Below are 24,020 nucleotides of genomic sequence, written 5' to 3' on the forward strand. Positions count from 1 at the left end.
TACCCCGCCCGCGGGGAGCGCACCGCCGATCCTCGGCGTGAGGTGCGATCGCAGGCGGGGCGACAACCAGTGGGTCGAGCCCATCGCAGGCCGGATCCGAACACGACGACGCCCCGCACGCTGCTGCGTGCGGGGCGTCGTCGGTGTCGCGGTGGTCACTCGCCGGCGGCGTCACTCTCACCGGCGCCGGCCAGCGCCTCGGCCGGCGAATCGGGAACCTTGACCGGCTTCGGGGTTCCGGTGAACGTGAACTTCGCGTTCTCCCCGGCACCCTCGCCGTCCCAGCCCTCGACGTCGACCAGCACGATCTGACCGGGAACCAGCTCGTTGAAGAGGATCTTCTCCGACAGCTGGTCCTCGATCTCGCGCTGGATGGTGCGACGCAGCGGCCGCGCACCCAGCACCGGATCGAAGCCGCGCTTGGCGAGCAGCGACTTGGCCTGCTCGGTCAGCTCGATCTCCATGTCCTTGTTCTTCAGCTGCTTCTCGACACGGCCGATCATCAGGTCCACCATCTCGATGATCTGCTCCTGGGTGAGCTGGTGGAAGACGATGATGTCGTCGATGCGGTTGAGGAACTCGGGCCGGAAGTGCTTCTTCAGCTCGTCGTGGACCTTGAGCTTCATCCGCTCGTAGTTCGACTCGCTGCCGGAACCGGACGTGAAGCCCAGCCCGACGGCCTTCGAGATGTCGGCGGTGCCGAGGTTCGAGGTGAAGATCAGCACGGTGTTCTTGAAGTCGACCGTGCGCCCCTGACCGTCGGTGAGGCGGCCGTCCTCGAGCACCTGCAGGAGGGTGTTGTAGATCTCCTGGTGCGCCTTCTCGATCTCGTCGAACAGCACCACCGAGAACGGCTTGCGCCGCACCTTCTCGGTGAGCTGGCCGCCCTCCTCGTAGCCCACGTAGCCCGGAGGGGCACCGAACAGCCGCGAGGCGGTGAAGCGGTCGTGGAACTCGCCCATGTCGATCTGGATCAGCGCGTCGTCGTCGCCGAACAGGAAGTTCGCCAGCGCCTTGGACAGCTCGGTCTTACCGACACCGGACGGGCCGGCGAAGATGAACGAACCCGACGGACGCTTCGGATCCTTCAGGCCGGCGCGGGTGCGGCGGATCGCCTTCGAGACCGCCTTGACCGCGTCCTCCTGGCCGATGATCCGCTTGTGCAGCTCGTCCTCCATGCGGAGCAGGCGGGTGGTCTCCTCCTCGGTGAGCTTGAACACAGGGATGCCGGTCCAGTTGCCCAGGACCTCGGCGATCTGCTCGTCGTCGACCTCGGCGATGACGTCGAGGTCGCCGGAGCGCCACTGCTTCTCCCGCTCGCCACGCTGCGCGACCAGCTGCTTCTCCTTGTCGCGCAGGCTCGCTGCCTTCTCGAAGTCCTGCGCGTCGATCGCGGACTCCTTCTCCCGGCGCGCGTCGGCGATCTTGTCGTCGAACTCGCGCAGGTCCGGCGGCGCGGTCATCCGGCGGATGCGCATCCGGGCACCGGCCTCGTCGATCAGGTCGATCGCCTTGTCCGGCAGGAAGCGGTCGTTGATGTAGCGGTCCGCGAGGGTCGCGGCCGCGACCAGCGCACCGTCGGTGATCGAGACGCGGTGGTGCGCCTCGTACCGGTCGCGCAGGCCCTTGAGGATCTCGATCGTGTGCTCGACCGTCGGCTCGCCGACCTGCACCGGCTGGAACCGGCGCTCGAGGGCGGCGTCCTTCTCGATGTACTTGCGGTACTCGTCGAGGGTGGTCGCACCGATGGTCTGCAGCTCGCCGCGGGCCAGCTTCGGCTTCAGGATCGAGGCCGCGTCGATCGCGCCCTCGGCCGCGCCGGCACCGACCAGGGTGTGCAGCTCGTCGATGAACAGGATGATGTCGCCTCGGGTGTTGATCTCCTTGAGGACCTTCTTCAGGCGTTCCTCGAAGTCACCGCGGTAGCGGCTGCCCGCGACCAGGGACCCCAGGTCGAGGGTGTACAGCTGCTTGTCCTTCAGGGTCTCCGGAACCTCGCCGTTGACGATGGCCTGCGCGAGACCCTCGACGACGGCGGTCTTGCCGACGCCGGGCTCGCCGATCAGCACCGGGTTGTTCTTGGTGCGACGGCTGAGCACCTGCATGACCCGCTCGATCTCCTTCGAGCGACCGATCACCGGGTCGAGTTTGCCCTCGAGCGCGGCCTGCGTCAGGTTGCGGCCGAACTGGTCGAGGACCAGCGACGTGGAGGGCGTGCCGGCCTCGCCGCGGCTGCCGCCGGACTCCGCGGGCTCCTTGCCCTGGTACCCGGACAGCAGCTGGATCACCTGCTGGCGGACCCGGTTCAGGTCCGCACCGAGCTTGACCAGCACCTGGGCGGCGACGCCCTCGCCCTCACGGATGAGGCCGAGCAGAATGTGCTCGGTCCCGATGTAGTTGTGGCCGAGCTGCAGCGCTTCGCGCAGGCTCAGCTCCAGCACCTTCTTGGCGCGCGGGGTGAACGGGATGTGACCGGACGGGGCCTGCTGGCCCTGGCCGATGATCTCTTCCACCTGGCTGCGCACGCCCTCGAGGGAGATACCCAACGACTCCAGCGACTTCGCCGCCACACCCTCACCCTCGTGAATGAGGCCGAGCAGGATGTGTTCCGTGCCGATGTAGTTGTGGTTGAGCATCCGGGCCTCTTCCTGGGCCAGGACAACAACGCGCCGTGCGCGGTCGGTGAACCTCTCGAACATCGCTCTCCCTCACGTTCTTTATGGGTAGATCCCCAGCGGGATTTACGAGCCGCACCTCCACTCTAGTGGCCGGTGATGCGACCTGCGCCGCCTCCATCCCATTCCGACGGGGACAGTCTGCATGCTTACCTGTCACAACGCGGCAGCCAGGTCTTTCGTTTCCGTTTGCCGCTTCGCCAGCAGCGAACACGGTCATCGGCGTCCGATCCGGCCCCGAACGGCGTCTCTCCCCCGCATCGCGCGGCGACATCGGGACCTACGGCCCTAGTCCCGGCGATCCGACCCGTTCGACACTGGTACCCGAGAGACCAATCGTGAGGACACGGCCATGGACGCCACCATTCCCGACACCGACGTCGTACGCACCATCGTGGACCTGGCGTGCCGGGCCCCGTCCGTGCACAACAGCCAGCCGTGGCACTGGCGTTACGAGGGCGGCCGCCTCGAATTGCACTCGGACCCCGCCCGGCTGCTGGCGGCCGCGGATCCCCGGGGCAGGCAACTGCTGATCAGCTGCGGCGCCGCCCTCGGCCATCTGACGGTCGCGTCGACGGCCCTGCGGTGGCGCACCCACATCGACCTGCTGCCCGACCCCGCCCGGCCACACCTGGTGGCGTCGATCCGGTTCAGCCGCGACGCCCGACCCCGGTCGCACGACTTCGACCTGCTCGCCGCGATCCGGCGGCGGCGCACCGACCGCACCGCGTTCGCACCGCTGCCCGACAACCCGATCCTGACCGAGCTGCTGCGGAGCGCCGTCGGCTCCGACGTGGTGCTGACCGTGCTGCCCGCCGACGCCCGGCCGACCCTCGCGGAGGCGACCGCGCTCAGCTCGGCGGCCCGCCGCTACGACTCGTCCTACCAGGCCGAACTGCACTGGTGGTCCGGCCACAGCTTCGACGTCGAGGGCATCCCCGAGTCCGCCCTGGCGACCCGCGCGCAGCGGGCGAAGGTCCCGATGGGGCGGGAGTTCCCCGACCCGCACACCCGGATGGGCGCCGACGACGGCCCGGCGGACGCGTCGACGGTGCTGGTGCTGAGCACCCCGGGCGACACGGCCGCCGACTGGATCCGGTGCGGGCAGGCGCTGTCCGCGGTCGCGCTCGAGGCGACGGTCCAGCGGCTCGCCACGTGCCCCCTCACCCACCTGACCGACATCGAGGCCAGCCGCGACCTGATCCGGGTCCTCGCCCCGCGGGCGGGGGTGCCGCAACTGCTGGTCCGGGTCGGTGTCGCCACCCATCCGGCGCCGCTGAACGACACCCCGCGCCGACCGGTCGCCCAGGTGCTCAGCTTCTCCTGAGCGTCACCCGACCACCGGCGGCACGAACACGCACGGCACCGGCCGCGGGTGGGCGGGATCGAGCGCGTTGAGGACGATCGTCGCCGCGACCGGCTCGCCGGCGATCGACAGGTGGTCTCCGTAGTCGCGGTCGCAGTGGTCCTGGACGAACACGTTGGTCGTGTTCGGCCCCTCCTCGAAGCCGCTCGTGTACGGGATCACCAGTTCGTCGTAGCGGGTGATGACGTTGGTGTAGGTGATCCCCGGCACGTAGACGCCGCCGGCGCGCATCTGCGCCATGAAACGCGAACCCGCGACCATCTGCCCGCAGGCCCCGCACAGCGGCGCCATCATCGGCCCGACCACGTCCAGGCCCTGCGACCGGAGCGCCGCCAGGTTCCTGTCCAGCTCGACCGCGCCCCCACCGTGCCACAGGGGCGCCAGCGAGATGTACTTGCTCACCTTGTCCGCGCCGCCGAGGAACTTCACCCAGTACGTCGGCATCAGGGTGCCCTGCGAATGCCCGACGATGTCGACCTTCGAGGCGCCGGTCGCGGCGAGCACGCGGTCGACGAACGCACCGAGCTCGGCGGCGCTCTCCTCCATCGGGGCCATCGCGCCGATCGCGCTGATCGGCCAGGGCAGCTCCTCGTGGGCGCCGTACGTCAGCGCGAACACGCAGTACCCCTCGTTCGCGAGCAGCGGCGCGTACGTCGCCCAGTTGGTCTGCCGGTTCCCACCGGTCCCGTGTACCAGTACGACCGGTTCCGGATGCTGCGCGGTCGGCTTGCACGACCAGTCGTTCGACCCCGGCGCGGAACCTCCCGGATTGCCGAGTTCGAGTGGAACCCCGGCCAGGAACTGATACGGCACGGGCAGCGGCGCGGCGCCCGCATTGCCCGCCCCGAGAAATAGCGTCGCGACCCCCGCCAATGCCGCCAGGACATTTCGTACACGCATGACGCCCCCCCATTGTTCTCGTTGTGTCCACCTGTCCGCGCAGGCTAACAGCGCAGGTGCGCGCGGACAGGTGAAACGAACGAAAACAATTCCGGTGGGTCAGTTTGCTTTGTGGTACAGCTCGGTGATTTCCGCGGAGATACGACCCCGCGCCGACACCGGGTGACCGTTGCGCCGCGCCCACTCCCGGATCGCGGCGCTCTGCTCACGATCGACCGCGACACGCGACTTGCCTGCGGCAGGCGCGGCCTTTCCGCGACGACGGCCGGTCGAGCGACGAGCGTGAGAAACCCAGACCTCGAGCTGCTCACGCAACTGTGCGGCATTGTCGGAGGACAGGTCGATTTCGTAGGTGACGCCGTCGAGCCCGAACTCGACGGTTTCGTCGGCAGCCGACTCCTGATCCACGTCGTCGATCAGAGTGACGGTGACCTTCTTCGCCATGAGCCGCATTCCCTTCGAACAAATCGCCATTCCGGGCCCGTGCACCGGATTCGCCGAGTCTACCCCGAAACCGAAGTTACCGAATACCGGAGAAACGAAATGGCTTTTCGAATGGGATCAGCGCGCGGCGGGCCGAACAATTGGGAACAGGATGGTTTCCCGGATTCCGAATCCGGTCAATGCCATCAACAGCCGGTCGATGCCCATACCGGTACCCGTGGTCGGCGGCATGCCCTGCTCCATCGCGGCCAGGAACTCCTCGTCGAGCGCCATGGCCTCGTCGTCACCCGCCGCGGCGAGCCGCGCCTGGTCGACGAATCGGTCCCGCTGGATCACCGGGTCGACGAGCTCCGAGTAACCGGTGGCCAGCTCGAAACCGCGCACGTAGAGGTCCCACTTCTCGGTCACGCCGGGCAGCGAGCGGTGCTGCCGGGTCAACGGCGACGTCTCCACCGGGAAGTTGCGCACGAAAGTGGGCTCGTGCAACTGGTCGCCGCACTGATGTTCCCAGAGCTCCTCGACCAGCTTGCCGTGCCCGTAGCCCTTGTCCTTCGGCACCTCGAGCCCGACCTTCGCGGCGAGGGCGAGCAGCTCCTCCACCGAGGTGTCCGGGGTGACCTCGACCCCGATCGCCGCGGACAGCGAGGGGTACATCTCCATCGTCTTCCACTCGCCGCCGAGGTCGTACTCGGTGCCGTCCGGCAGCGTCACGACCTGGGTGCCGAGCGCGTTCTGCGCGACCTCCTGGATCAATTCCCGAATCATCGTCGCGGACTCGTCGTACGTGCCGTACGCCTCGTACGTCTCGAGCATCGCGAACTCGGGAGAATGCGTCGAGTCGGCGCCCTCGTTGCGGAAATTGCGGTTGATCTCGAATACCTTCTCGATTCCGCCGACGACGCACCGCTTGAGGAACAGCTCCGGCGCGATCCGCAGGTACAGGTCGATGTCGAGCGCGTTCGAGTGCGTGACGAACGGCCGTGCCGCCGCGCCGCCGGCCACCGTCTGCAGCATCGGGGTCTCGACCTCGAGGAAACCGCGCCGCTCCAGCGCGTTGCGGAGTTCGCGGACGACCGCAACCCGCGTGCGGGCCATCTCCCGGGCCTCCGGCCGCACGATCAGGTCGACGTAGCGCTGCCGGACCCGGGACTCCTCGTTCATCTCCTTGTGGGCGACCGGCAGCGGTCGCAACGACTTGGACGCCAGCTGCCAGGAGTCGGCCATCACCGACAACTCGCCACGACGGGAGCTGATCACCTCGCCGTGCACGAACACGTGGTCGCCGAGGTCGACGTCGGCCTTCCACCGGGCGAGGGACTCCGCGCCGACGTTCGCGAGGCTGAGCATCGCCTGCAGCTGGGTGCCGTCACCCTCCTGCAGCGTCGCGAAGCACAGCTTGCCGGTGTTACGGACGAAGATCACGCGTCCGGTCACGCCGACCTGCTCGCCGGTCGCGGCATCGGGCTCGAGGTCCGGGTACTTCGCCCGGATCTCGGCGAGGGTGTGGGTGCGCGGCACCGAGACGGGATACGCCTCGAGTCCCTCCGAAAGGATCCGCTCCCGCTTCTCTCGGCGGATGCGAAGCTGCTCGGGGGTGTCGTCGTGCTCGGTTGCTACATCACTCACGATTGACCAGGGTAATGCGGTCAGTGCGCGGCGGCCGCCTCGGTGTCCCGTACCAGGTGCCGAGACCGGGTCGCGACCCCGAGCAGGCCCGCTGCGCGGATGGCCCGGTACCCGCCGACGAGGTCCGTCGCACGGCGCAGACCCAGCTCCTGCAGTGCCGCGGCGGCCAGGCTGGAGGTGTATCCCTCCGAGCAGACGACGATCCACTCGACGTCGTGGTCGACCGCGAGGGCGATCCGGGCGCCGCTGGCCGGGTCCAGCCGCCACTCGAGCACGTTGCGCTCGATCGCGAGCGCCCCGGGCAGGGTGCCCTCGCGGTCGCGCTGGGCCTGCGGGCGGATGTCGACGATCATCGCCCCGCGGGCGACGGCGGCCTCGAGCTCGAACACGGTCGTCCGCCGGTAGCTGTTGCGGGCGTTCTCCAGCATCTCGTCGATGGTCATGCCGGCTGTCCTTCCGGGAGATCGGTCAGCTCGGTGCGGGTGCGGCGCAGGCTGCCGTGATCGGTGACCTCGTAGTACGACATCGCGGTCAGGGGCGGTGAGTAGGCGTGCACGCTGAGCGTCGGGCGGTCCGGCCCCGCGGTGGTGTCGGGGGCCTGCATCACGTCGTGCACCCAGCCGAGCGGAAACGACGCCTGGTCACCGGCCGCCAGTGTGCGGAACTTGAGTTCCGCTCCACCCCAGCGATATTCGGCGAGGGTGCCGCTGAGGACGGTGAGTGCGCCGAGGGAGCCGGCGTGGTCGTGCAGCTCGGTGGCCTCACCGGGTACCCAGCTGATCAGCCACACGTCGACGTCGTCGTCCGCGTGCAGCCGGACCGACCAGCGTTGCGCGACCGGGAACCGGCCGCCGGCGGGAAGGCGGTCGGCGAACCGGCCGTCGAGCACGTCCTGTGCACCCTGATCGGTGATGCGCAACAGGTCCGCCGGACGCAGTCGGCTCGGCGACACCGACGGTCGCCGCGAGGAATGGGGTGCAACAGGAGACACCACAGAAGTGGAAAGCATGGAAAACGCTCCAGGAGTGTGAAAACGGTCGAGGCATTGGGCGTGCCTCGACGGGTCGAGGCGGTCAGCCTCGACAACACTCCTGAGCAACCATGCGAGCAATCACGTCGACCAGTGTGACACAGATTGCGAGCTCGGCAAAGGGTCGGATTGCTGCGACCCCGGTCACTCCACCGGTGGACGCTTCGCGGCGCGGCGAGCCTGGTTGCGCTCGTACACGATCCGCAGCCCCTCGAGCGCGAGGTCACGCTCGAGCCGGGCGATGGTGTCCGACTCCGGCATCACCAACGGCGCACTGTCGCCGGTCGCGATCACCGTCACGTCGTCGCCGGCGAACCCCGGCACCTCGGCCCGCACCCGGCGCACCAGGCCGTCCACCAGCCCGGCGAACCCGAAAACCGCACCGGCCTGCATGCATTCGACGCTGTTCTTGCCGACGACGGTTCGCGGCCGCACCAGCTCGAACTGACGCAACGCGGCCGAGTGCGACGCGAGCGCGTCGGTGGAGGTCTCGAGCCCCGGCGCGATCGCCCCGCCGAGGAACTCCCCCTTGGCCGACACGACGTCCACACACGTCGCCACACCGAAGTCGACGACGATGCACGGACCACCGTGGAGATGGTGCGCGGCAAGGCTGTTCACGATCCGGTCGGCGCCGACCTCCTTGGGGTTGTCGACCAGCAGCGGCACCCCGGTGCGCACCCCCGGCTCGACCACGACATGGGGAACGTGGTCCCAGTACCGGGTCAGCATCACCCGGAGCTCGCGCAGCACCGACGGCACCGTGGACAGCGCCGAGACCCCGACGATCTGGTCGGTCCGCGACCCCAGCAGCCCGCGCAGCATCAACGCCAGCTCGTCCGCGGTGACCCGCGGTTCGGTGCGCACACGCCAGTCCTGCACCAGCCGGGCGTGTTCGCCGAGGCCGGCGAACAGGCCGAGCGAGATGGTGGTGTTGCGGACGTCGACGGCCAGCAGCACGGCTACACCAGCGCCGAGGTGTTCTCCAGGGTGGAGAGCATGCGTGGCGTGATCAGGCCCGACCCCTCCGGCGCGTGCGCCGGATCCGACCCGAGCTCGACCTGACGGTTGTCCGCATCCACGAACACGACGCGCGGGTTGTAGTCGCGGCACTCCTGCTCGTCCATCACGCCGTACGCGATCAGGATGACGAGGTCGCCGGGATTGACGAGATGCGCTGCGGCACCGTTGATCCCGATCACACCGCTGCCACGCTCACCGGCGATGACATAGGTCTCGAGCCGCGCCCCGTTGTCGATGTCGACGATGCACACCTGCTCACCCTCGAGCAGGTCGGCGGCGTCCATCAGGTCCTGGTCGACGGTCACCGAGCCGACGTAGTGCAGGTCGGCGTGGGTGACGGTGGCGCGGTGGATCTTCGACTTCATCATCGTGCGAAACATGTGCTGCCCCTTACGGTCTAACGGGAAATCTGGTGGTCGGCGGCGGCCGGGGTGGACTGCGTGCGGGGGTCGGCGTCCCGCTCCAGGAATCCGGTGCCGACTGCGACACCGACGTTGTCGATCAGGCGGGTGGTGCCCACCCGGGCCGCGACGAGCAGGCGCCCGTCGCCGCGCTCCGGCGCGGGACCGAGGTCCACGCCGCGCACCTCGAGGTAGTCGACGACGATCTCCGGAGTCGTCGCCAGCACCTCGCGTGCGGTCGCGAGGATCCCCTCGACGCCCCCGGCGGCGGCGTGCGCCCCGGCGACGAGGGCCGCGGAAATCGTTGCGGCCGCGGCCCGCTGCGCCTCGTCGAGGTAGCGGTTGCGGGAGGACAGGGCCAGCCCGTCCTGCTCCCGCACCGTCGGCACCCCGAGGATCTCGACATCGAAGTTCAGGTCCCGCACCATCTGCCGGATCAGCGTCAGCTGCTGGTAGTCCTTCTCGCCGAAGTACGCGGTGTTCGGGGCCACGATCTGCAGCAACTTCGCGACCACCGTCAGCATTCCCGCGAAATGGGTTGGGCGGCTCGCCCCTTCGAGCTCGGCGCCGAGCGGACCCGGGTGCACCATCGTGCGCTGCCCGTTCGGGTACATCGCGGACACCGGCGGCGCGAACGCCAGTTCCACCCCCTCGGCCCGCAGCAGGTCGAGGTCCGCGTCGAGGGTGCGGGGGTAGGCGTCGAGGTCCTCCCCCGCGCCGAACTGCAGCGGGTTGACGAAGATCGAGACGACCACCACCGCGCCGCGCAGCCTGGCCTGGCGGACGATCTCGAGGTGCCCGGCGTGCAGGGCGCCCATCGTCGGCACCAGCGCGACCTGCCGGCCCACCCCGCGCAGGGCCTTGGTGACCTTCGTCAGCTCCGCGGGGTCGTGGTGCACGGTCAGTTCGCCGCGCGTGTAGCCGTTCACGATTGGTCCTCCAGAATTTCGATCAACGCCGGGTCCGCCCCGGCGATCTGCGCCGAACGCAACGACAGTGCCCGGTAGCCGGCGGCCAGTTCCGTGTCCACCTCACCGAGGACCCGGAGGTGGGTCACGACCGCGGCCCGGTCGCCGCGCGCCACCGGCCCCGTCAACGCCGCCGGGCCGCGGCGCAGCGCGTTGTCGAGCGCCGCCGACAGCAACGGCGCCAGCACGCGTTCGGCCACCCCGTTCGGGTCGCTGTCGACGCTCTGCTGGCCGTACAGCTCGTCACCGGAGAGCGCGACCCGCAGCGCCGCGACCGCGTCGGCGACGAGCGTGACCAGGTGATTGCTCCCGTGCGCCAGCGCGGCGTGGTACAGCGGCCGGACCTCCTCCCGGACCCGCACCGGCTCGCCGCCGATCTCGAGCACCAGGGACTGTGCGATCGCGTATCCGATCTCGTCGGCGGCGGTGATCCCGAAACAGGCCGACGCCAGCCTCTCCACGTCCTCGTCGTGGCCGGTGAAGGTCATCGCGGGGTGGATCGCGAGCGGCACCGCCCCGACGTGCGTCAGCGGGGCCAGCACGCCGATCCCGTTCGCGCCGGACGTGTGCAGGACGATCGTGCCGGGCCGCACCGCGCCGGTCGTGGCCAGACCGTGCACGAGGTCCGCGAGTTCGTCGTCGGGAACGGCCAGGATCAACAACTCGGCACGGGATGCGACATCCGACACCGGCAGAATCTCGGTGTCGGGAAGACGCTGCTCGGCACGTCGCACCGAGGCGTCGGAAACTGCTGAGCACGCCACCACGAGGTGGCCGACTCGTTCGAGTGCCGCACCGAGTGCGGTGCCGACGCGTCCCGCCGAGACGATTCCCACCGCCAGTCGTGCGGGCGCCGGATCCGGAAAGGATCCGTCTCGAGTGATCTCGGATGAGGTCACCGTTGTTCCTCTCGTTCGTTCCAGTCCCGCATCGCGGGTACCGGACGTTCAGAGCGAGAATAGTCGGCCTCGTGGACGCGCCGCCACGGTCAAAAAAGTGATCTACGGCTCACTCGCGGCGGCGGCGGCCCGACCGGGCACCACCCGCGCCCGGGGTCGCGGCCTGCATGTTCGCCATGATCTCGGCGACGGTGAGCCCATTGGAGTGGGCACCGGAATCCTCGACGCCGTCCTGCTCGACCACCTCCGCACGTCGGCGCGACCGCCGCGGCGCCGAGGTGGGCCCGTCCGCGTCCCCGGCCGTGTCGCCGGACCGCCCGGCCGGCTCCGGCACGATCGTGACCTCGGATTCGGGGGTCCCGGTCGTCGGCTCGGGCGACGCCGACACCGGGGCCTCGGGCGGCGCCGACGCGGGTGCCGAGGCCCCGGGCGGTGCCGACGCGGGCGCCGGGGCCTGCGCCCGTCGGGATCCGGTTTCCGCCGCCGGGGTGTCGACCCGCCCTGTGCGCACGGCGCCGGGCTCGACCCGCCGGGCCACGGGAGCCGAGGCCGGCACCCTGGCCGCCGCGTCGGCGGCCGACCGGGCGTCGGCCTCGTCGTCGACGAGGGAGACCTCGGCGGTCACCGGTTCGTCGAACGGCGTCGCGAACGTCGGTCCCGAGGCCGGGTCGGCGTAGGCGGGCCGCGGCGCGAACGGCACCGGCGGGCGGACCGCGGCGGTGCGCGAAGGCGCCGCGGGGCCGAGCTCGCCGATCCGGGCCGCGTCGGCCGCGATGGCCAATCGATCGACGGGCATGCGGCCGTCGAACAGGATCTCGAGGCTGCCGCGCAGGGCCGCGAGCTCGGCGCGCAGCGCGGCGATCTCGGTCACGTCGACGTTCAGTTCGCTGCGCACCCGCGCCTCGACCCCGGCCTCGTACTCGCGGCGGGCGCTGACCTCACGCTCGAGCTGCAACTCGTAGACGGTCTGCAGGTCCCGCACCTTCGCCTTGTCGGCGGCCGACTCGCGCCGGTACTTCGTCATCGCGATCGCCCCGATCACGGCGGCCCACAGCGCGGCCATCAGGCCGATCCGCAGAACCTGGACACTGTCGCTGAAGATCAGGAACAGGCTTGCGACCACCGCGAGCACGACCAGACCGGCCACGATCATCTGGCTCGCGCTGCGCTTGTTCCTGCGAATGGAGGCGGCGCGACCAGGAAGCGTCATGGGGCCAGGATAGCCGCCGCCGCCGACTGGTCACGGATGCCCGACCGGCGATCCCCCTTCCCGACGGTCAGACCGCGGGCTCGTCCGGCGGCTCGTCGGGTGTCTTGCAGCAATGTTCCAGCCACAACGCGGCCGCGGCGAGCGCGACGCCGCCGACCAGGCCGATCAGCGCGCCGGTGGTGTCCTGGGCGGCCGCGGTGACGTCCGCGCGCTTGGGCAGCAGGAACAGCAGCAACCCCAGCCAGACACCGGCACTCGCGGCTCCGACCAGCGACGAAGCCTTGGCCAACGCGACCGCTCGGGCGGCGGTGATCGGGTGCAACTGCTGCGACCCGACGCCGATCCGATGCTCCTCGACGCGGGCCCGGATCACGAACGCGAGGACGGCCTCGATCGCGGCGACAGGATACAGCGAAGCACCCGCAAACCCGGTGATCGGCGGCAGCGACCCGTAGAACACGCGCACGAGCAGCCACGTCGCGATCGCGGCGAACGCCGTCAGACCGACGAGGTCACGCACCCGCGTCGCTTTCACTGCGCCACCACCAGGGTCGCCCCGGTGCGACGCACCCCGTCGACCTCCGACCGGTCCAGCCCGGCCAGCAGATCCCGCACCGCAACCACGGACCCGTCCACGGTCAGCACCGCGTCGGGCTCGACCTCGAGCCACGGCACCAGCACGAACGCCCGCAGATGCGCCCGCGGGTGCGGCAGCGTGAGCTCGGGGTCCGCGCTGACGACACCGTCGCAGTCCACGACGTCGACGTCGAGACTCCGTGGGCCCCAGCGCACCTCGCGGACCCGGTCCGCCTGTTCCTCGAGCCGCTGACCGAACCGGAGCCACCCCCGGCAGTCCAGATCCGGGTCCCGCGCGATCAGCGTGGCGTTCAGGAAGTCCTGCTGCTCCACCCCACCCCACGGCGCGGTGGCGTAGACCCCGGAGACCGCGACCACCCGGGAGCCCAGCGCGTCGACCACCGACCGCAGGTTCGCGAGCGGGTCACCGAGGTTGGATCCGATCGACAGCACCACCCGGCTCATCCGCGCCCCTCAGCCCCGAGCCGTCTTCCGGGACCGACGAGCGACGACGGCGACGTCCGCGAACGTCAACGGGATCGGCGCCGACGGCTTGTGCACGGTCACCTCCACCGCGTCGACCCGGTCGTCACGCAGGACCGCGTCCGCGATCTCGCCGGCGACCGTCTCGATCAGGTCCCGCGCCGGCCCGGCGACGATGTCGGCGGCGGTCTGCGCCAGTTCGCCGTAGTGCAGCGTGTCGGCCAGGTCGTCGGAGGCCGCGGCGGGGGCGAGATCCAGCCACACCGTGATGTCGACGAGGAAGTCCTGGCCGTCGCGCTTCTCGTGGTCGAACACCCCGTGATGGCCGCGCACCCGGAGCCCGCGCAGTTCGATCCGGTCAGCCACGTCCAGCCTCCTCCGCCGCCGCCCACGCCTGGGCGACCGCAATCGCGTCGCGCGTCCCGCGGACGTCGTGCACCCGCACACCCCATGCGCCGCCCCGTGCGGCGAACGCCGACACCACCGCCGTCGCGACGTCGCGCTCGGCCGGCGCGCGGTCGCCCGCCGCGTCCGCGAGCAACGCCCCCAGGAACCGCTTGCGGGACGCCCCGATCAGAACGGGGAACCCGAGCGCGTTCAACCGCGGCAACGCCCCCAGCAACGCCCAGTTGTGGTCGGCCGTCTTCGCGAAACCTAGACCCGGGTCGAGGATGAGCTGCGACGGCTCGACACCCGCCGCGATCGCGGCATCCACCGACTGCATCAGCTCGGCGCACACGTCGGCGACGACGTCGCCGTAGTGCAGGACCCCGCCCGCGTGCACGTACCCGCCGACCGACCGCCAGTGCATCAGGATCCACGGCAGCCGGGCCTCGGCCATCACCGCGGCCATCGCGGAGTCGGCGCGACCGCCGGAGACGTCGTTGACGATGCTCGCGCCCGCCTCGATCGCGGCCGCCGCGACCGACGCCCGCATCGTGTCGACGCTGACCGGGATTCCCTCGGCGACCAGATCCGCGATCACCGGCGCCACCCGCCGCGCCTCGACGGCGGCATCGACCCGCTGCGCGCCCGGCCGGGTCGACTCCCCGCCCACGTCGACGACGTCCACGCCGAGATCCCGCAGTTCGAGCCCGTACGCGATCGCTGCGTCGCGGTCGAGGTACCGGCCGCCGTCCGAGAACGAGTCGCTGGTCACGTTGAGCACGCCCATCACGACCGGGCGGCCCGCCGCCTCGAGCACGGTCACCTGCGAACGATGAGATCCAGGGCCTCGGCACGCGAGGCGGCACTGGACTGGAAGATCCCCCGGACCGCGGAGGTCGTGGTGCTCGCACCGGGTTTGCGGATGCCGCGCATGGCCATGCACAGGTGCTCCGCCTCGACCACGACGATGACGCCCCGGGGATCGAGCTTGCGCACGAGCGCGTCCGCGATCTGGCTGGTCAAGCGCTCCTGCACCTGGGGGCGCTTCGCGTACAGGTCGACCAGACGGGCCAGCTTCGACAGCCCGGTCACCCGGCCGGTCGGGCCCGGGATGTAGCCGACGTGCGCGACGCCGTGGAACGAGACCAGGTGGTGCTCGCACGTCGAGTACATCGGAATGTCCCGGACCAGCACCAGTTCCTGGTGCCCCTCGTCGAAGGTGGTGTCGAGCACCGCGTCCGGGTCCGTGTACAGACCGGCGAACACCTCTCGGTACGCGCGCGCGACGCGACCCGGGGTGTCGAGCAGCCCGGGCCGCTCGGGATCCTCACCGACGGCGATCAGCAGCTCACGAATCGCCGCCTCTGCCCGCGGTTGGTCGAAGACGCGACCGGATTCGATCGACCGCAGCACCTCGGCAGCCGCATCGGTACCCGAACCACCGAGTTGATGAACCGACACCTGATCGCACCTCCACTTCCATCGGACATTCCGTCGCGGACCCACCCGCACGGACTGCCCCAAACACTAGGCACCGAAGCCTACTGCTGACCGTTCGGCCCTTCCCAACGCTGCGTGGAGACGTCCTTCTCCTCGGCCGGCGGGTGCGGAGCCTGCGGCTGCGGCGGCGGGTTCCACTGCGGGTATCCGGCGTACGGGTTCTCCGCCTGCTCCGGGTACGGGCTGCCTGCGGGCCGCGCATGCTGGCCCTCGGTCCGCGGCGGCCACCCCGGGGCCGACCAGCCGGCCGGGGCACCGTAGTCCGGCACCGATCCCTGCGGTTGCTGCGGCGGGTACGGCTGGTAGCCGGGCGCCGGCGGCATCTGGTAGCCGTTCTGCGGCGGCGCCGGCGGACCCGCGTTCTGTGTCGGCACGGCGGCGACGGACTCGCGGTGCCCGAACGTCGGGGTGCGGGCGGGCTCCTCCGGCCACGGCTCACCCCGCTCGATCGCCAGCTCCCGCGGGGTCTTGATCGGCGGCTTCTCCGACGGCGTGCGCTCACCGAAGTCGTTGAACGCGGTGATCCGCGGACGCTTCTCGACGCTGGTGAAGATCTTCTCCAGGTCCTTGCGGGTCAGTGTCTCGTGCTCGAGCAGCTCCGCCGCCAGGACGTCGAGGACGTCGCGGTACTCGTTGAGAATCGACCAGGCCTCGGTGTGCGCCGCCTCGATCAGGTTGCGCACCTCCTCGTCGATCTCCCGGGCCACCTCGTGCGAGTAGTCCGACTGCTGGCCCATCGACCGGCCCAGGAACGGATCGCCGCCCTCCTGCCCGTACCGGACCGCGCCGAGCTTCGCGCTCATGCCGTACTCGGTGACCATCGCGCGGGCGATCTTCGTGGCCTGGTCGATGTCCGAGGACGCGCCGGTCGTCGGCTCGTGGAACACCAGCTCCTCGGCCGCGCGGCCACCCATCGCCATCACCAGCCGGGCGATCATCTCCGACCGGGTCATCAGGCCCTTGTCGTCCTCGGGGACGGTCATCGCGTGGCCACCGGTCCGCCCGCGGGCCAGGATCGTCACCTTGTAGATCGGCTCGATGTCCGGCATCGCCCATGCCGCGAGCGTGTGACCGCCCTCGTGGTAGGCGGTGATCTTCTTCTCGTGTTCGCTGATGATCCGGCTCTTGCGGCGCGGACCGCCGATGACACGATCGACCGACTCCTCGAGCGCGGCCTCGGTGATCACGGCGCCGTTCTCCCGCGCGGTCAGCAGCGCCGCCTCGTTGACGACGTTCGCCAGGTCCGCGCCGGACATGCCGACCGTGCGCTTCGCCAGCCCCTCGAGATCCGCGTGCTGGTCCAGCGGCTTGCCCTGCGAGTGCACCCGCAGGATCGCCCGCCGGCCCGCCAGGTCGGGGTTGGTCACCGGGATCTGCCGGTCGAACCGGCCCGGGCGCAGCAGCGCCGGGTCCAGGATGTCGGGGCGGTTGGTGGCCGCGATCAGGATGATGCCGGTGCGGTCACCGAAACCGTCCATCTCGACCAGCAGCTGGTTGAGGGTCTGCTCGCGCTCGTCGTGGCCGCCGCCCAGACCGGCGCCGCGCTGGCGTCCGACCGCGTCGATCTCGTCGACGAAGATGATGCACGGGCTGTTCTGCTTGGCCTGCTCGAACAGGTCGCGGACCCGGGACGCGCCGACACCGACGAACATCTCGACGAAGTCCGAACCGGAGATCGTGAAGAACGGCACCCCGGCCTCGCCCGCGACCGCGCGCGCCAGCAGCGTCTTGCCGGTGCCGGGCGGGCCGTACAACAGCACACCCTTCGGGATCTTCGCGCCCAACGCCTGGTAGCGGGCCGGGTTCTGCAGGAAGTCCTTGATCTCGTACAGCTCTTCGACGGCCTCGTCCGCGCCGGCGACGTCCGCGAACGTGGTCTTCGGCATGTCCTTCGACAGTTGCTTGGCCTTCGACTTCCCGAAGCCCATCACGCCCCCGCGGCCACCGCCCTGCATCCGGCCCATCACGAAGACGAACAGACCGAGCAGGATCACCATCGGCAGCACGAACAGCAGGATCTGCGTGAACCAGCCCTGCTGGGTGATCTTGGTGTTGTACTTCTCGAGCCCGGCCTTCTGGACCTCGTTGAAGATCTGCTCGGAGGCCGCGCTCGGGTACTTGGCGATGATCTGCGTCGAGTTGTCCGTCGCCTCGTTGCCCTGCTTGAGGGTCAGCCGGATCTGCTGCTCACGGTCGTCGATCTGGGCGTCGGTGACGTTCTTGGCGTCCAGCTGCGCGATCGCGACCGAGGTGTCGACGCTCTTGTACCCGCGCGTGTCGTTGCCGAAATAGCTGAACGCGTAGATGATCAGCAGGATGCCGGCGACGATCGCCAGGTTGCGAAACACTGTCTTACGGTTCATACAGGTTCAGCCGCTGCGGGCCAGTCCTTTCCAGTTCCGGTCGAGCCTTCCAGCTCGGGTCGAGCTCGGTGCGCCGGTGTTCCGGCTGCTTACCGGACAATCAAGAGATTACCGCGAACGTCGCTGGTGATCTCGGCCAGCACGCCCACGTCGATGCACGTTCGACATGCTCAACGAGCGAAACGCGCGGAAGGTTCCGCCTCCCCGATCCGCCGGACCGCGACCACTACCCTCGACGCCCGTGACCCTGTCGTATACGGAGGTCGTCGACCTCGTCGCGCAGTCCCAGGCCCGGGTCGAGGCGACCCTGGCAACGCTGACCGAATCGCAGGCGCGCGGGGCGTCCGCCCTGCCCGGATGGAGTCGCGGACACGTCGCGACCCACCTCGCCCGCAACGCCGACGGGCTCCGCCGGTTCACGATCGGGGTCGCGGCCGGCACGCCCCGCGAGATGTACCCGGGCGGTCCCGACGCCCGGGCCGCCGCGATCGAGGAGGGCGCGGACCGCCCGGTCGACCTGCTCACCGCCGACGTCCGGTTCGCGGGCCGCCGGCTCGTCGACGACCTGCGCGGCCTCGACGCCGACCTCCTCGACACCCCGGTCCCGTGGCGCAAGCCCGTCAGGGCCCGTGACCTGCCGGTGCTGCGGTGGCGTGAGCTCGAGATCCACCACGTCGACCTCGACCTGGGCTACGGCTGCGCGGACTGGCCGGCCGAGTTCGTCGAGTCCACCCTGGGCAGCCAGCTCCCCGAACTCGCGGCGGTCGCACCCGAGGTCGAGGTCCCCGACCTGCCGCGCGCCGAGCTGCTGTCCTGGCTGATCGGCAGGCCGACCCGGCCCGGCCTGCCCGGACTGCCCGGCTGGCCGTTCTGACGTCGCCCCCGGGGATATCCTGAAGGACGGGATCACCGTCCGACTCACGTCATGCCCGCACCCGGTAGGTGTCCATGACACAACGCCACTCGCGAACCACACCCGATGATGCGACGGTCGCGGCCGACGCATCGCAGACCGCTGCGGCGTTCACCCGGCAGGCCAACGAGTTCTCCCGCGAGATGCCCGAACGGTCCGCCGAACTCGAGGACCTCATGACCGGCACCGCCCGCGACCCGGCGCACCCGGACGACCTGCCGACCGTGGCCGCCCGCCCGGGGGAACGACGCACCATCGACGACCTCGACGTCGGTGACCGGGTCGACGACTTCGACCTCCTCGTCGCGCTCGGGCGCGGCGCCTTCGCCCGGGTGTTCCTGGCCCGCCAGCGGTCGCTGCAGCGCATCGTCGCGGTGAAGATCTCCCGCGACCACGGCACCGAGCCGCAGACCCTCGCCCAGCTCGACCACGACTACATCGTGCGGGTCTTCGACCAGCGTCTCGTCCCCGACCAGGAGATGAAGCTGCTGTACATGCAGTACGTGCCGGGCGGCACGTTGCTCGGTGTCCTGCGCCGCGTCCGCGACACGCCGGCCGAGACGCGTTCCGGGGCGCTGCTGCTCGCGGCGATCGACGCCACCCTCGAGGCGAGGGGTGCGATCCAGCCCACCGACTCGAGCCTGCGCGACGAGATCGCCGCCCTGTCGTGGCCGGAAACCGTGGCCTGGCTCGGTCGCCGTCTGGCCGAGGCACTCGACTATGCGGGCAGGCACGGGGTACTGCACCGCGACGTCAAACCCGCCAACGTGCTGCTGACCGCGGAGGGCGTTCCGAAGCTGGCCGACTTCAACATCAGTTTCAGCGACCAGGTGGCCGGGACCAGCCCGGTCGCCTACTTCGGTGGTTCGCTCGCCTACATGTCGCCCGAACAGCTGCGGGCCTGCCATCCGCGACTGGCGGGCACCGCCGCCGACCTCGACACCCGCAGCGACATCTACGCGCTCGGGGTCGTGTTGTGGGAACTGCTCACCGGGCACCGGCCGTTCCCCGACGTCGATGCCGACGACCCGGAGGCGCTCGACCGGATGCTCGCGCTGCGCGAGGCCGGGGTCGGGCCCGACGCGGAGGGCACCCTGCCGCCGGACTGCCCGGCCACGCTGCGCCGCGTCCTGCACACCTGCCTCGATCCCGACCCGGACCGGCGCTGGCCGAGCGGCGCCGAGCTGGCCCGGCAGTTCGAGCTGTGCCTGGACGCCCACGCCCGCGACCTCGTCGACCCGCCGCCGAACAGCCGTCGCCCGGCCCTGCAGCGCTGGACGGTCCCGATCATCGTCGCCGCGAGCCTGATCCCCAACATGCTGGCCGGTGCCTACAACTACCACCACAACAAGACCCTCATCATCGACAACCTCGCACCCCTCGTGCAGCGGCACTTCGATCAGATCCAGTACGTGATCAACGCGGTCGCGTTCCCGACCGGCGCGATCGTGCTGGTGTTCATGTGCCGGTATCCGCTGACCGTGCCGCGCGGACTGCGCCGGGGTCGCCGCTACGACGCGCAGACCCTCGCCCGCGCCCGCACCGACACGCTGCTGCTCGGTGACCGCATCGCGGCCGTCGTGTTCGCGCTGTGGGCGATCGCGGGACTCGTCTACCCGGTGACGCTGGAGATCATCGCCGGCGGCATCCCCACGGGGGCCTACGTGCACTTCCTCGGGTCCCTGATCGTGTGCGGCGCGATCGCGGTCACCTATCCGTTCTTCCTCGTCACGTTCTACGCGGTCCGGTACATGTACCCGGTGCTGCTCCCGCTCGGCATCACCAGCAGCGACGACGACCGCAACCTCCGCGGTCTCGGCCGCCGCAGCACGCGCTATCTCGCGGTCGCGGCGTCGGTTCCGTTGGTCGCGGTTGCGGGCGTGACGTTCCTGTCCCCCGAGCAGATTCCGCAGGTCATCGGCGCGGTCCGGGTCCTGTCGGTCGGTGCGATCTTCGCGTTCGTCGGCGCCTACTGGCTGTTCCGGCAGTTGGAGACCGACCTGCAGGCACTCGAGCGGGTGGTGTCGAACGAGCCCGCGTCGCGCACCGGGTGACGGCTCAGGCGCGGTCGTAGTTCAGCACCATCGTTCCGCCCGTGAACGTGCGCGAGCCGGTCAGTGTGAACAAGGTGGGCCGGAACCCGCCCGCGAAGACCGGGACGCCGGCGCCCGCGACCACCGGGTACAGCTTGAGGATCATCTCGTCGATCTCCGGGAGCAGCGCCGCCGCCAGCCGGCCGCCGCCGGCGAGGTAGATGTCGCGGCCGTCCTCGGCCTTGAGCCGGCGCACCAGCGCGACCGGGTCCTCGGAGACCACCTCGACGTCGGGGTGGTCGACCGCGCCGAGCGTCGTGGAGACGACGTACTGCCGCAGCGGCGAGTAGGGGCTGGCGATGCCGAGGTCGAGGGCGGGTTCGTAGGTGCCGCGTCCCATGATCAGCGTGTCGTAGCGGACCGGGTCGGCCTCGAGCCCGATCGCCGCCCGGACGTGGGCCGGCACGACCTCGGGGAACTGGGTGTTCATGTAGGCCATCAGGTCGTCGCCCACCGGGTAGAAGTCCCACTCGCCGTCGGGGCCCGCGATGTAGCCGTCCAGGGAGACGCCGACGTAGTAGACGAGCTTTCGCATGCGCGACTCCATCCGTAGTACTCTGCTTGAAGTGGTTTGAACGTAGTACTACAACCGGAGTGGTGTCAATGGCGAGACAGAACCCACAGCGGCGCGCAGCGCTCGTGGATGCGGCGATCGAGGTCCTGGCCCGGGAGGGTGCGCGCGGACTCACGTTCCGCGCCGTCGACACCGCGGCCGCGGTGCCCACCGGTACCGCGTCGAACTACTTCGCCAACCGCGACGACCTGCTCACCCAGGCCGGCGGCCGGATCTACGAGCGCCTGCAGCCCGACGCGACCACGATCGCCGCCGGTGTGGCCGGACCGCGGAACCGGGCGCGCGTCACCGAACTGATGCAGGACCTGGTCGACCGGATCAGCGCCTTCCGCACCGGCTACCTGGCACTGCTCGAGCTACGACTCGAGGCGACCCGGCGGCCGGAGCTACGGGCGGTCCTGACCGAGCGGATCCGCGCCGACGTCGACGCGAACGTCGCCTACCACCTCGACTCGGGTCTCCCCGGTGACGCGACCTCGGTGGTCACGCTCTACCTGGCGATGAACTGGCTGATCGTCGAGCACCTCACCCTCCCCGACGTCTTCCCCCCGGAGGACATGCGCGGCCTGATCGCCGCGGTGGTCGACCGCGTGCTCCCGCCCGACTGACCCGCCGCAGCGCCCCGCTGCCGCTCACACCGCAGCGACCCGCTGCCATGGAAGCAGCCGCTCCAGCTGCGCCGCCACCGCCAGGATCCGCGCCTCCCCACCGGGAGGCGCCGCGATCTGCACCCCCAGCGGGGTGCCGGTGGCCGGGTGGATTCCGGCGGGCACGCTCGCCGCCGGCCAGCCGGCGAAGTTCCACAGCGACGGGAACGGCGCGTACCGCACGTTCGCGACCAGGTTCGCGGGCCACGACCGCGCACTCCACCGCGCGGCGGCCAACGGCGTCGTCGCCAGCGTCGGTGTGATCACGACATCGTGCTCGGTGAAGTACCGGTGCAGCCGCTGCCGGAGCCGCGCGACCTGCTCGGGCCGGACGTACCGGGACAGCACCCGGCCGGCCGCGACGTGGCCGCGGGTGCGCCCCTGCAGCAGCGTCGCGTCCAGGCCCGCCGCATCGGCCGCGGTCCCGGCCGTCCAGCGGGCCATCAGCGGCAGCGGATTCGCCGGATACGGCAGCGGTGCCGTCGTCACGTGGTGCCCGGCCCCGCCGAGCGCGGCCGCCGCCCGCTCCGCCGCAGCCCGCCAGTGCGAGTCCACCCGGACCAGTGGCAGCGGCGACCGGACCGACACCGCGATCCGCAGCGTCCCCGGATCCGCGACGGCCGCGAGGTCGGGGCGGCCGGCCATCACCGACAGCAGCAGCGCCGCGTCCGCGACGGTCGTCGCCATCGGCCCGTTCTCCGACATGCCGAACCAGGAGTCCACGCCGAGTTCCGCGGGCACCAGGCCGCGGCCCGGTTTGATGCCGAACACCCCACACGCCGCGGACGGGATGCGGATCGACCCCATCCCGTCGGCGCCGTGCGCGGCCGGCACCATGCCCGCGGCCACGGCGACCGCGGACCCACCGGACGACCCGCCCGAGGTGATGCCGGGATTCCACGGGTTGCGGGTGATCGTGTCCGGAGTGTCGGTCGCGCCCCACACGCACAGTTCGGGGACCGCGGTCAGCCCGACGACGACCGCCCCGGCGTCGCGGAGCCGCCGGACCACCGGGTGGTCGGCGGTGGCCGGCGCAGCGGGGCTGGCGTGGGACCCGTTGCCCAGCCGGTGGCCGGCGACCGGGACGTTGTCCTTGACCGCGATCGGCACCCCGGCCAACGGCAGGGACGACAGGTCCGGACGGGCCGCGACCGCGGCGGCCTCGGTGCGGGCCTGCGCGGACCGGACCGTGACGAACGCCCCGAGCCGCGGGTCGCGCGACGCGATGCGGGACAGCGCGTCGTCGACCGCGTCGGTCGGGGTCAGGGCGCCCGATCGAACCCGGGCGGCGATGGAGACGGCGGTGAACTCCGGGTCCATCCGTCGATTATGCGCCGCCGGGAAACCGACCGGTCAGCCGCCGTAGACGTGCGGTTCGAGGGTGCCGATGTACGGCAGGTCGCGGTAGCGCTCGGCGTAGTCGAGTCCGTAGCCGACGACGAACTCGTTCGGGATGTCGAAGCCGACCCATTCGACGTCGACGTCGATCTTCGTGGCCTCCGGCTTGCGCAGCAGCGTGACGACCGACAGCGACGCCGGGTTGCGGGTCGACAGGTTCCGCATCAGCCACGACAGCGTCAGCCCGGAGTCGATGATGTCCTCGACGATCAGCACGTGCCGGCCGGCGATGTCCTTGTCGAGGTCCTTGAGGATCCGCACGACACCGGACGAGGAGGTCGACGAGCCATACGAGCTGACGGCCATGAACTCCATCTGGGTGGGAATCGGCAGCGCCCGCGCGAGGTCGGTCATGAAGAAGATCGCGCCCTTGAGGACGCCGACCAGGAGCAGATCGCCCTCCGGCTGCCCCTCCGGGAACTTCTCCGCGATCGCGGCGGCCAGCTCGGCCGTCTTGTCGCGAATCTGGTCTTCGGAAATCAGAACCGATGCGATGTCGCCTTCGTACACGGCGCTAGCCCCTTTGTTGATCCACTGGACCGGC

24 protein-coding genes are annotated in these 24,020 nt (G+C 70.5%); 4 read left to right on the forward strand and 20 right to left on the reverse strand.

Features of this window, described 5'->3' with window-relative positions; genetic code table 11:
- Positions 1–155: 155 nt before the first annotated feature.
- Positions 156–2,699 (reverse strand): ATP-dependent Clp protease ATP-binding subunit, encoded by a 2,544-nt coding sequence (locus ABD951_RS27305; protein ID WP_345353121.1) that lies wholly within the window; start codon positions 2,697–2,699, stop codon positions 156–158.
- 328 nt (positions 2,700–3,027) lie between these two features.
- On the opposite strand from ABD951_RS27305, the gene ABD951_RS27310 reads away from it, so the two are divergent.
- Complete coding sequence (locus ABD951_RS27310; protein ID WP_345353123.1) at positions 3,028–4,002, forward strand: Acg family FMN-binding oxidoreductase; 975 nt, start codon at positions 3,028–3,030, stop codon at positions 4,000–4,002.
- A 3-nt stretch (positions 4,003–4,005) separates the two neighbouring features.
- On the opposite strand, the gene ABD951_RS27315 is transcribed toward ABD951_RS27310, so the two are convergent.
- The 16 genes from ABD951_RS27315 to ftsH all read right to left on the reverse strand — a co-directional run bounded on the left by ABD951_RS27315 (position 4,006) and on the right by ftsH (position 17,851).
- Positions 4,006–4,941 carry an esterase/lipase family protein gene (locus ABD951_RS27315; RefSeq protein WP_345353125.1) on the reverse strand — a complete coding sequence of 312 codons (936 nt, stop codon included), beginning with the start codon at positions 4,939–4,941 and terminating at the stop codon, positions 4,006–4,008.
- Between the two features lie 99 nt (positions 4,942–5,040).
- Complete coding sequence (locus ABD951_RS27320) at positions 5,041–5,385, reverse strand: histone-like nucleoid-structuring protein Lsr2 (RefSeq protein WP_345353127.1); 345 nt, start codon at positions 5,383–5,385, stop codon at positions 5,041–5,043.
- A 117-nt stretch (positions 5,386–5,502) separates the two neighbouring features.
- Complete coding sequence (lysS, locus tag ABD951_RS27325) at positions 5,503–7,011, reverse strand: lysine--tRNA ligase (protein ID WP_345353129.1); 1,509 nt, start codon at positions 7,009–7,011, stop codon at positions 5,503–5,505.
- 20 nt (positions 7,012–7,031) lie between these two features.
- Positions 7,032–7,454 carry a rhodanese-like domain-containing protein gene (locus ABD951_RS27330; protein ID WP_345353131.1) on the reverse strand — a complete coding sequence of 141 codons (423 nt, stop codon included), beginning with the start codon at positions 7,452–7,454 and terminating at the stop codon, positions 7,032–7,034.
- Positions 7,451–8,020 (reverse strand): cysteine dioxygenase, encoded by a 570-nt coding sequence (locus tag ABD951_RS27335; protein ID WP_345353133.1) that lies wholly within the window; start codon positions 8,018–8,020, stop codon positions 7,451–7,453. Before ABD951_RS27335 ends, ABD951_RS27330 begins: the two co-directional genes overlap by 4 nt.
- A gap of 165 nt (positions 8,021–8,185) precedes the next feature.
- The gene (locus ABD951_RS27340) at positions 8,186–9,001 is read right to left on the reverse strand and encodes a type III pantothenate kinase (RefSeq protein WP_345353135.1); all 816 of its coding nucleotides are present in this window, start codon (positions 8,999–9,001) and stop codon (positions 8,186–8,188) included.
- Positions 9,002–9,003: 2 nt separating this feature from the next.
- Positions 9,004–9,444 (reverse strand): aspartate 1-decarboxylase, encoded by a 441-nt coding sequence (gene panD, locus ABD951_RS27345; protein WP_345353137.1) that lies wholly within the window; start codon positions 9,442–9,444, stop codon positions 9,004–9,006.
- Positions 9,445–9,461: 17 nt separating this feature from the next.
- Entirely contained in the window at positions 9,462–10,394 is a 933-nt protein-coding gene (gene panC, locus ABD951_RS27350) for a pantoate--beta-alanine ligase (protein ID WP_345353139.1), read from the reverse strand.
- Complete coding sequence (locus ABD951_RS27355) at positions 10,391–11,332, reverse strand: Rossmann-like and DUF2520 domain-containing protein (RefSeq protein ID WP_345353141.1); 942 nt, start codon at positions 11,330–11,332, stop codon at positions 10,391–10,393. Before ABD951_RS27355 ends, panC begins: the two co-directional genes overlap by 4 nt.
- 109 nt (positions 11,333–11,441) lie before the next feature.
- Positions 11,442–12,542, reverse strand: a complete 1,101-nt coding sequence (locus ABD951_RS27360; protein WP_345353143.1) for a DUF6779 domain-containing protein — start codon at positions 12,540–12,542, stop codon at positions 11,442–11,444.
- Positions 12,543–12,609: 67 nt separating this feature from the next.
- The gene (locus ABD951_RS27365) at positions 12,610–13,077 is read right to left on the reverse strand and encodes a DUF3180 domain-containing protein (protein WP_345353145.1); all 468 of its coding nucleotides are present in this window, start codon (positions 13,075–13,077) and stop codon (positions 12,610–12,612) included.
- Positions 13,074–13,583, reverse strand: a complete 510-nt coding sequence (gene folK / locus ABD951_RS27370) for a 2-amino-4-hydroxy-6-hydroxymethyldihydropteridine diphosphokinase (RefSeq protein ID WP_345353147.1) — start codon at positions 13,581–13,583, stop codon at positions 13,074–13,076. The genes ABD951_RS27365 and folK overlap by 4 nt, the downstream gene beginning before the upstream one ends.
- 9 nt (positions 13,584–13,592) lie before the next feature.
- Complete coding sequence (gene folB, locus ABD951_RS27375; protein ID WP_345353149.1) at positions 13,593–13,967, reverse strand: dihydroneopterin aldolase; 375 nt, start codon at positions 13,965–13,967, stop codon at positions 13,593–13,595.
- On the reverse strand, positions 13,960–14,775 hold the full coding sequence (gene folP / locus ABD951_RS27380) for a dihydropteroate synthase (RefSeq protein WP_425569978.1): 816 nt from the start codon (positions 14,773–14,775) through the stop codon (positions 13,960–13,962). Before folP ends, folB begins: the two co-directional genes overlap by 8 nt.
- A gap of 32 nt (positions 14,776–14,807) precedes the next feature.
- Positions 14,808–15,401, reverse strand: coding sequence for a GTP cyclohydrolase I FolE (gene folE, locus ABD951_RS27385; protein ID WP_486374954.1), 594 nt, complete (start codon positions 15,399–15,401; stop codon positions 14,808–14,810).
- Positions 15,402–15,529: 128 nt separating this feature from the next.
- A complete protein-coding gene (gene ftsH / locus ABD951_RS27390) occupies positions 15,530–17,851 on the reverse strand; it encodes an ATP-dependent zinc metalloprotease FtsH (protein WP_345353155.1) in 2,322 nt (773 codons plus the stop codon).
- Positions 17,852–18,092: 241 nt separating this feature from the next.
- On the opposite strand from ftsH, the gene ABD951_RS27395 reads away from it, so the two are divergent.
- Positions 18,093–18,725, forward strand: a complete 633-nt coding sequence (locus ABD951_RS27395) for a maleylpyruvate isomerase family mycothiol-dependent enzyme (protein WP_345353157.1) — start codon at positions 18,093–18,095, stop codon at positions 18,723–18,725.
- A gap of 74 nt (positions 18,726–18,799) precedes the next feature.
- Positions 18,800–20,818, forward strand: coding sequence for a serine/threonine-protein kinase (locus ABD951_RS27400; protein ID WP_345353159.1), 2,019 nt, complete (start codon positions 18,800–18,802; stop codon positions 20,816–20,818).
- 4 nt (positions 20,819–20,822) lie between these two features.
- Here ABD951_RS27400 and ABD951_RS27405 read toward each other — a convergent pair whose 3' ends face one another.
- A complete protein-coding gene (locus ABD951_RS27405) occupies positions 20,823–21,392 on the reverse strand; it encodes a dihydrofolate reductase family protein (protein ID WP_345353161.1) in 570 nt (189 codons plus the stop codon).
- A 68-nt stretch (positions 21,393–21,460) separates the two neighbouring features.
- Here ABD951_RS27405 and ABD951_RS27410 point away from each other — a divergent pair, with 68 nt between their 5' ends.
- Complete coding sequence (locus ABD951_RS27410; protein ID WP_345353163.1) at positions 21,461–22,039, forward strand: TetR/AcrR family transcriptional regulator; 579 nt, start codon at positions 21,461–21,463, stop codon at positions 22,037–22,039.
- A gap of 24 nt (positions 22,040–22,063) precedes the next feature.
- On the opposite strand, the gene ABD951_RS27415 is transcribed toward ABD951_RS27410, so the two are convergent.
- Positions 22,064–23,398 (reverse strand): amidase, encoded by a 1,335-nt coding sequence (locus ABD951_RS27415; protein ID WP_345353165.1) that lies wholly within the window; start codon positions 23,396–23,398, stop codon positions 22,064–22,066.
- 33 nt (positions 23,399–23,431) lie between these two features.
- Positions 23,432–23,986: a hypoxanthine phosphoribosyltransferase gene (gene hpt / locus ABD951_RS27420; RefSeq protein WP_345353167.1), complete on the reverse strand. Its 555-nt coding sequence runs from the start codon at positions 23,984–23,986 to the stop codon at positions 23,432–23,434.
- Between the last annotated feature and the right edge of the window lie 34 nt (positions 23,987–24,020).

Source organism: Rhodococcus olei (genome assembly GCF_039540555.1).
GTDB lineage: Bacteria > Actinomycetota > Actinomycetes > Mycobacteriales > Mycobacteriaceae > Rhodococcus_G > Rhodococcus_G olei.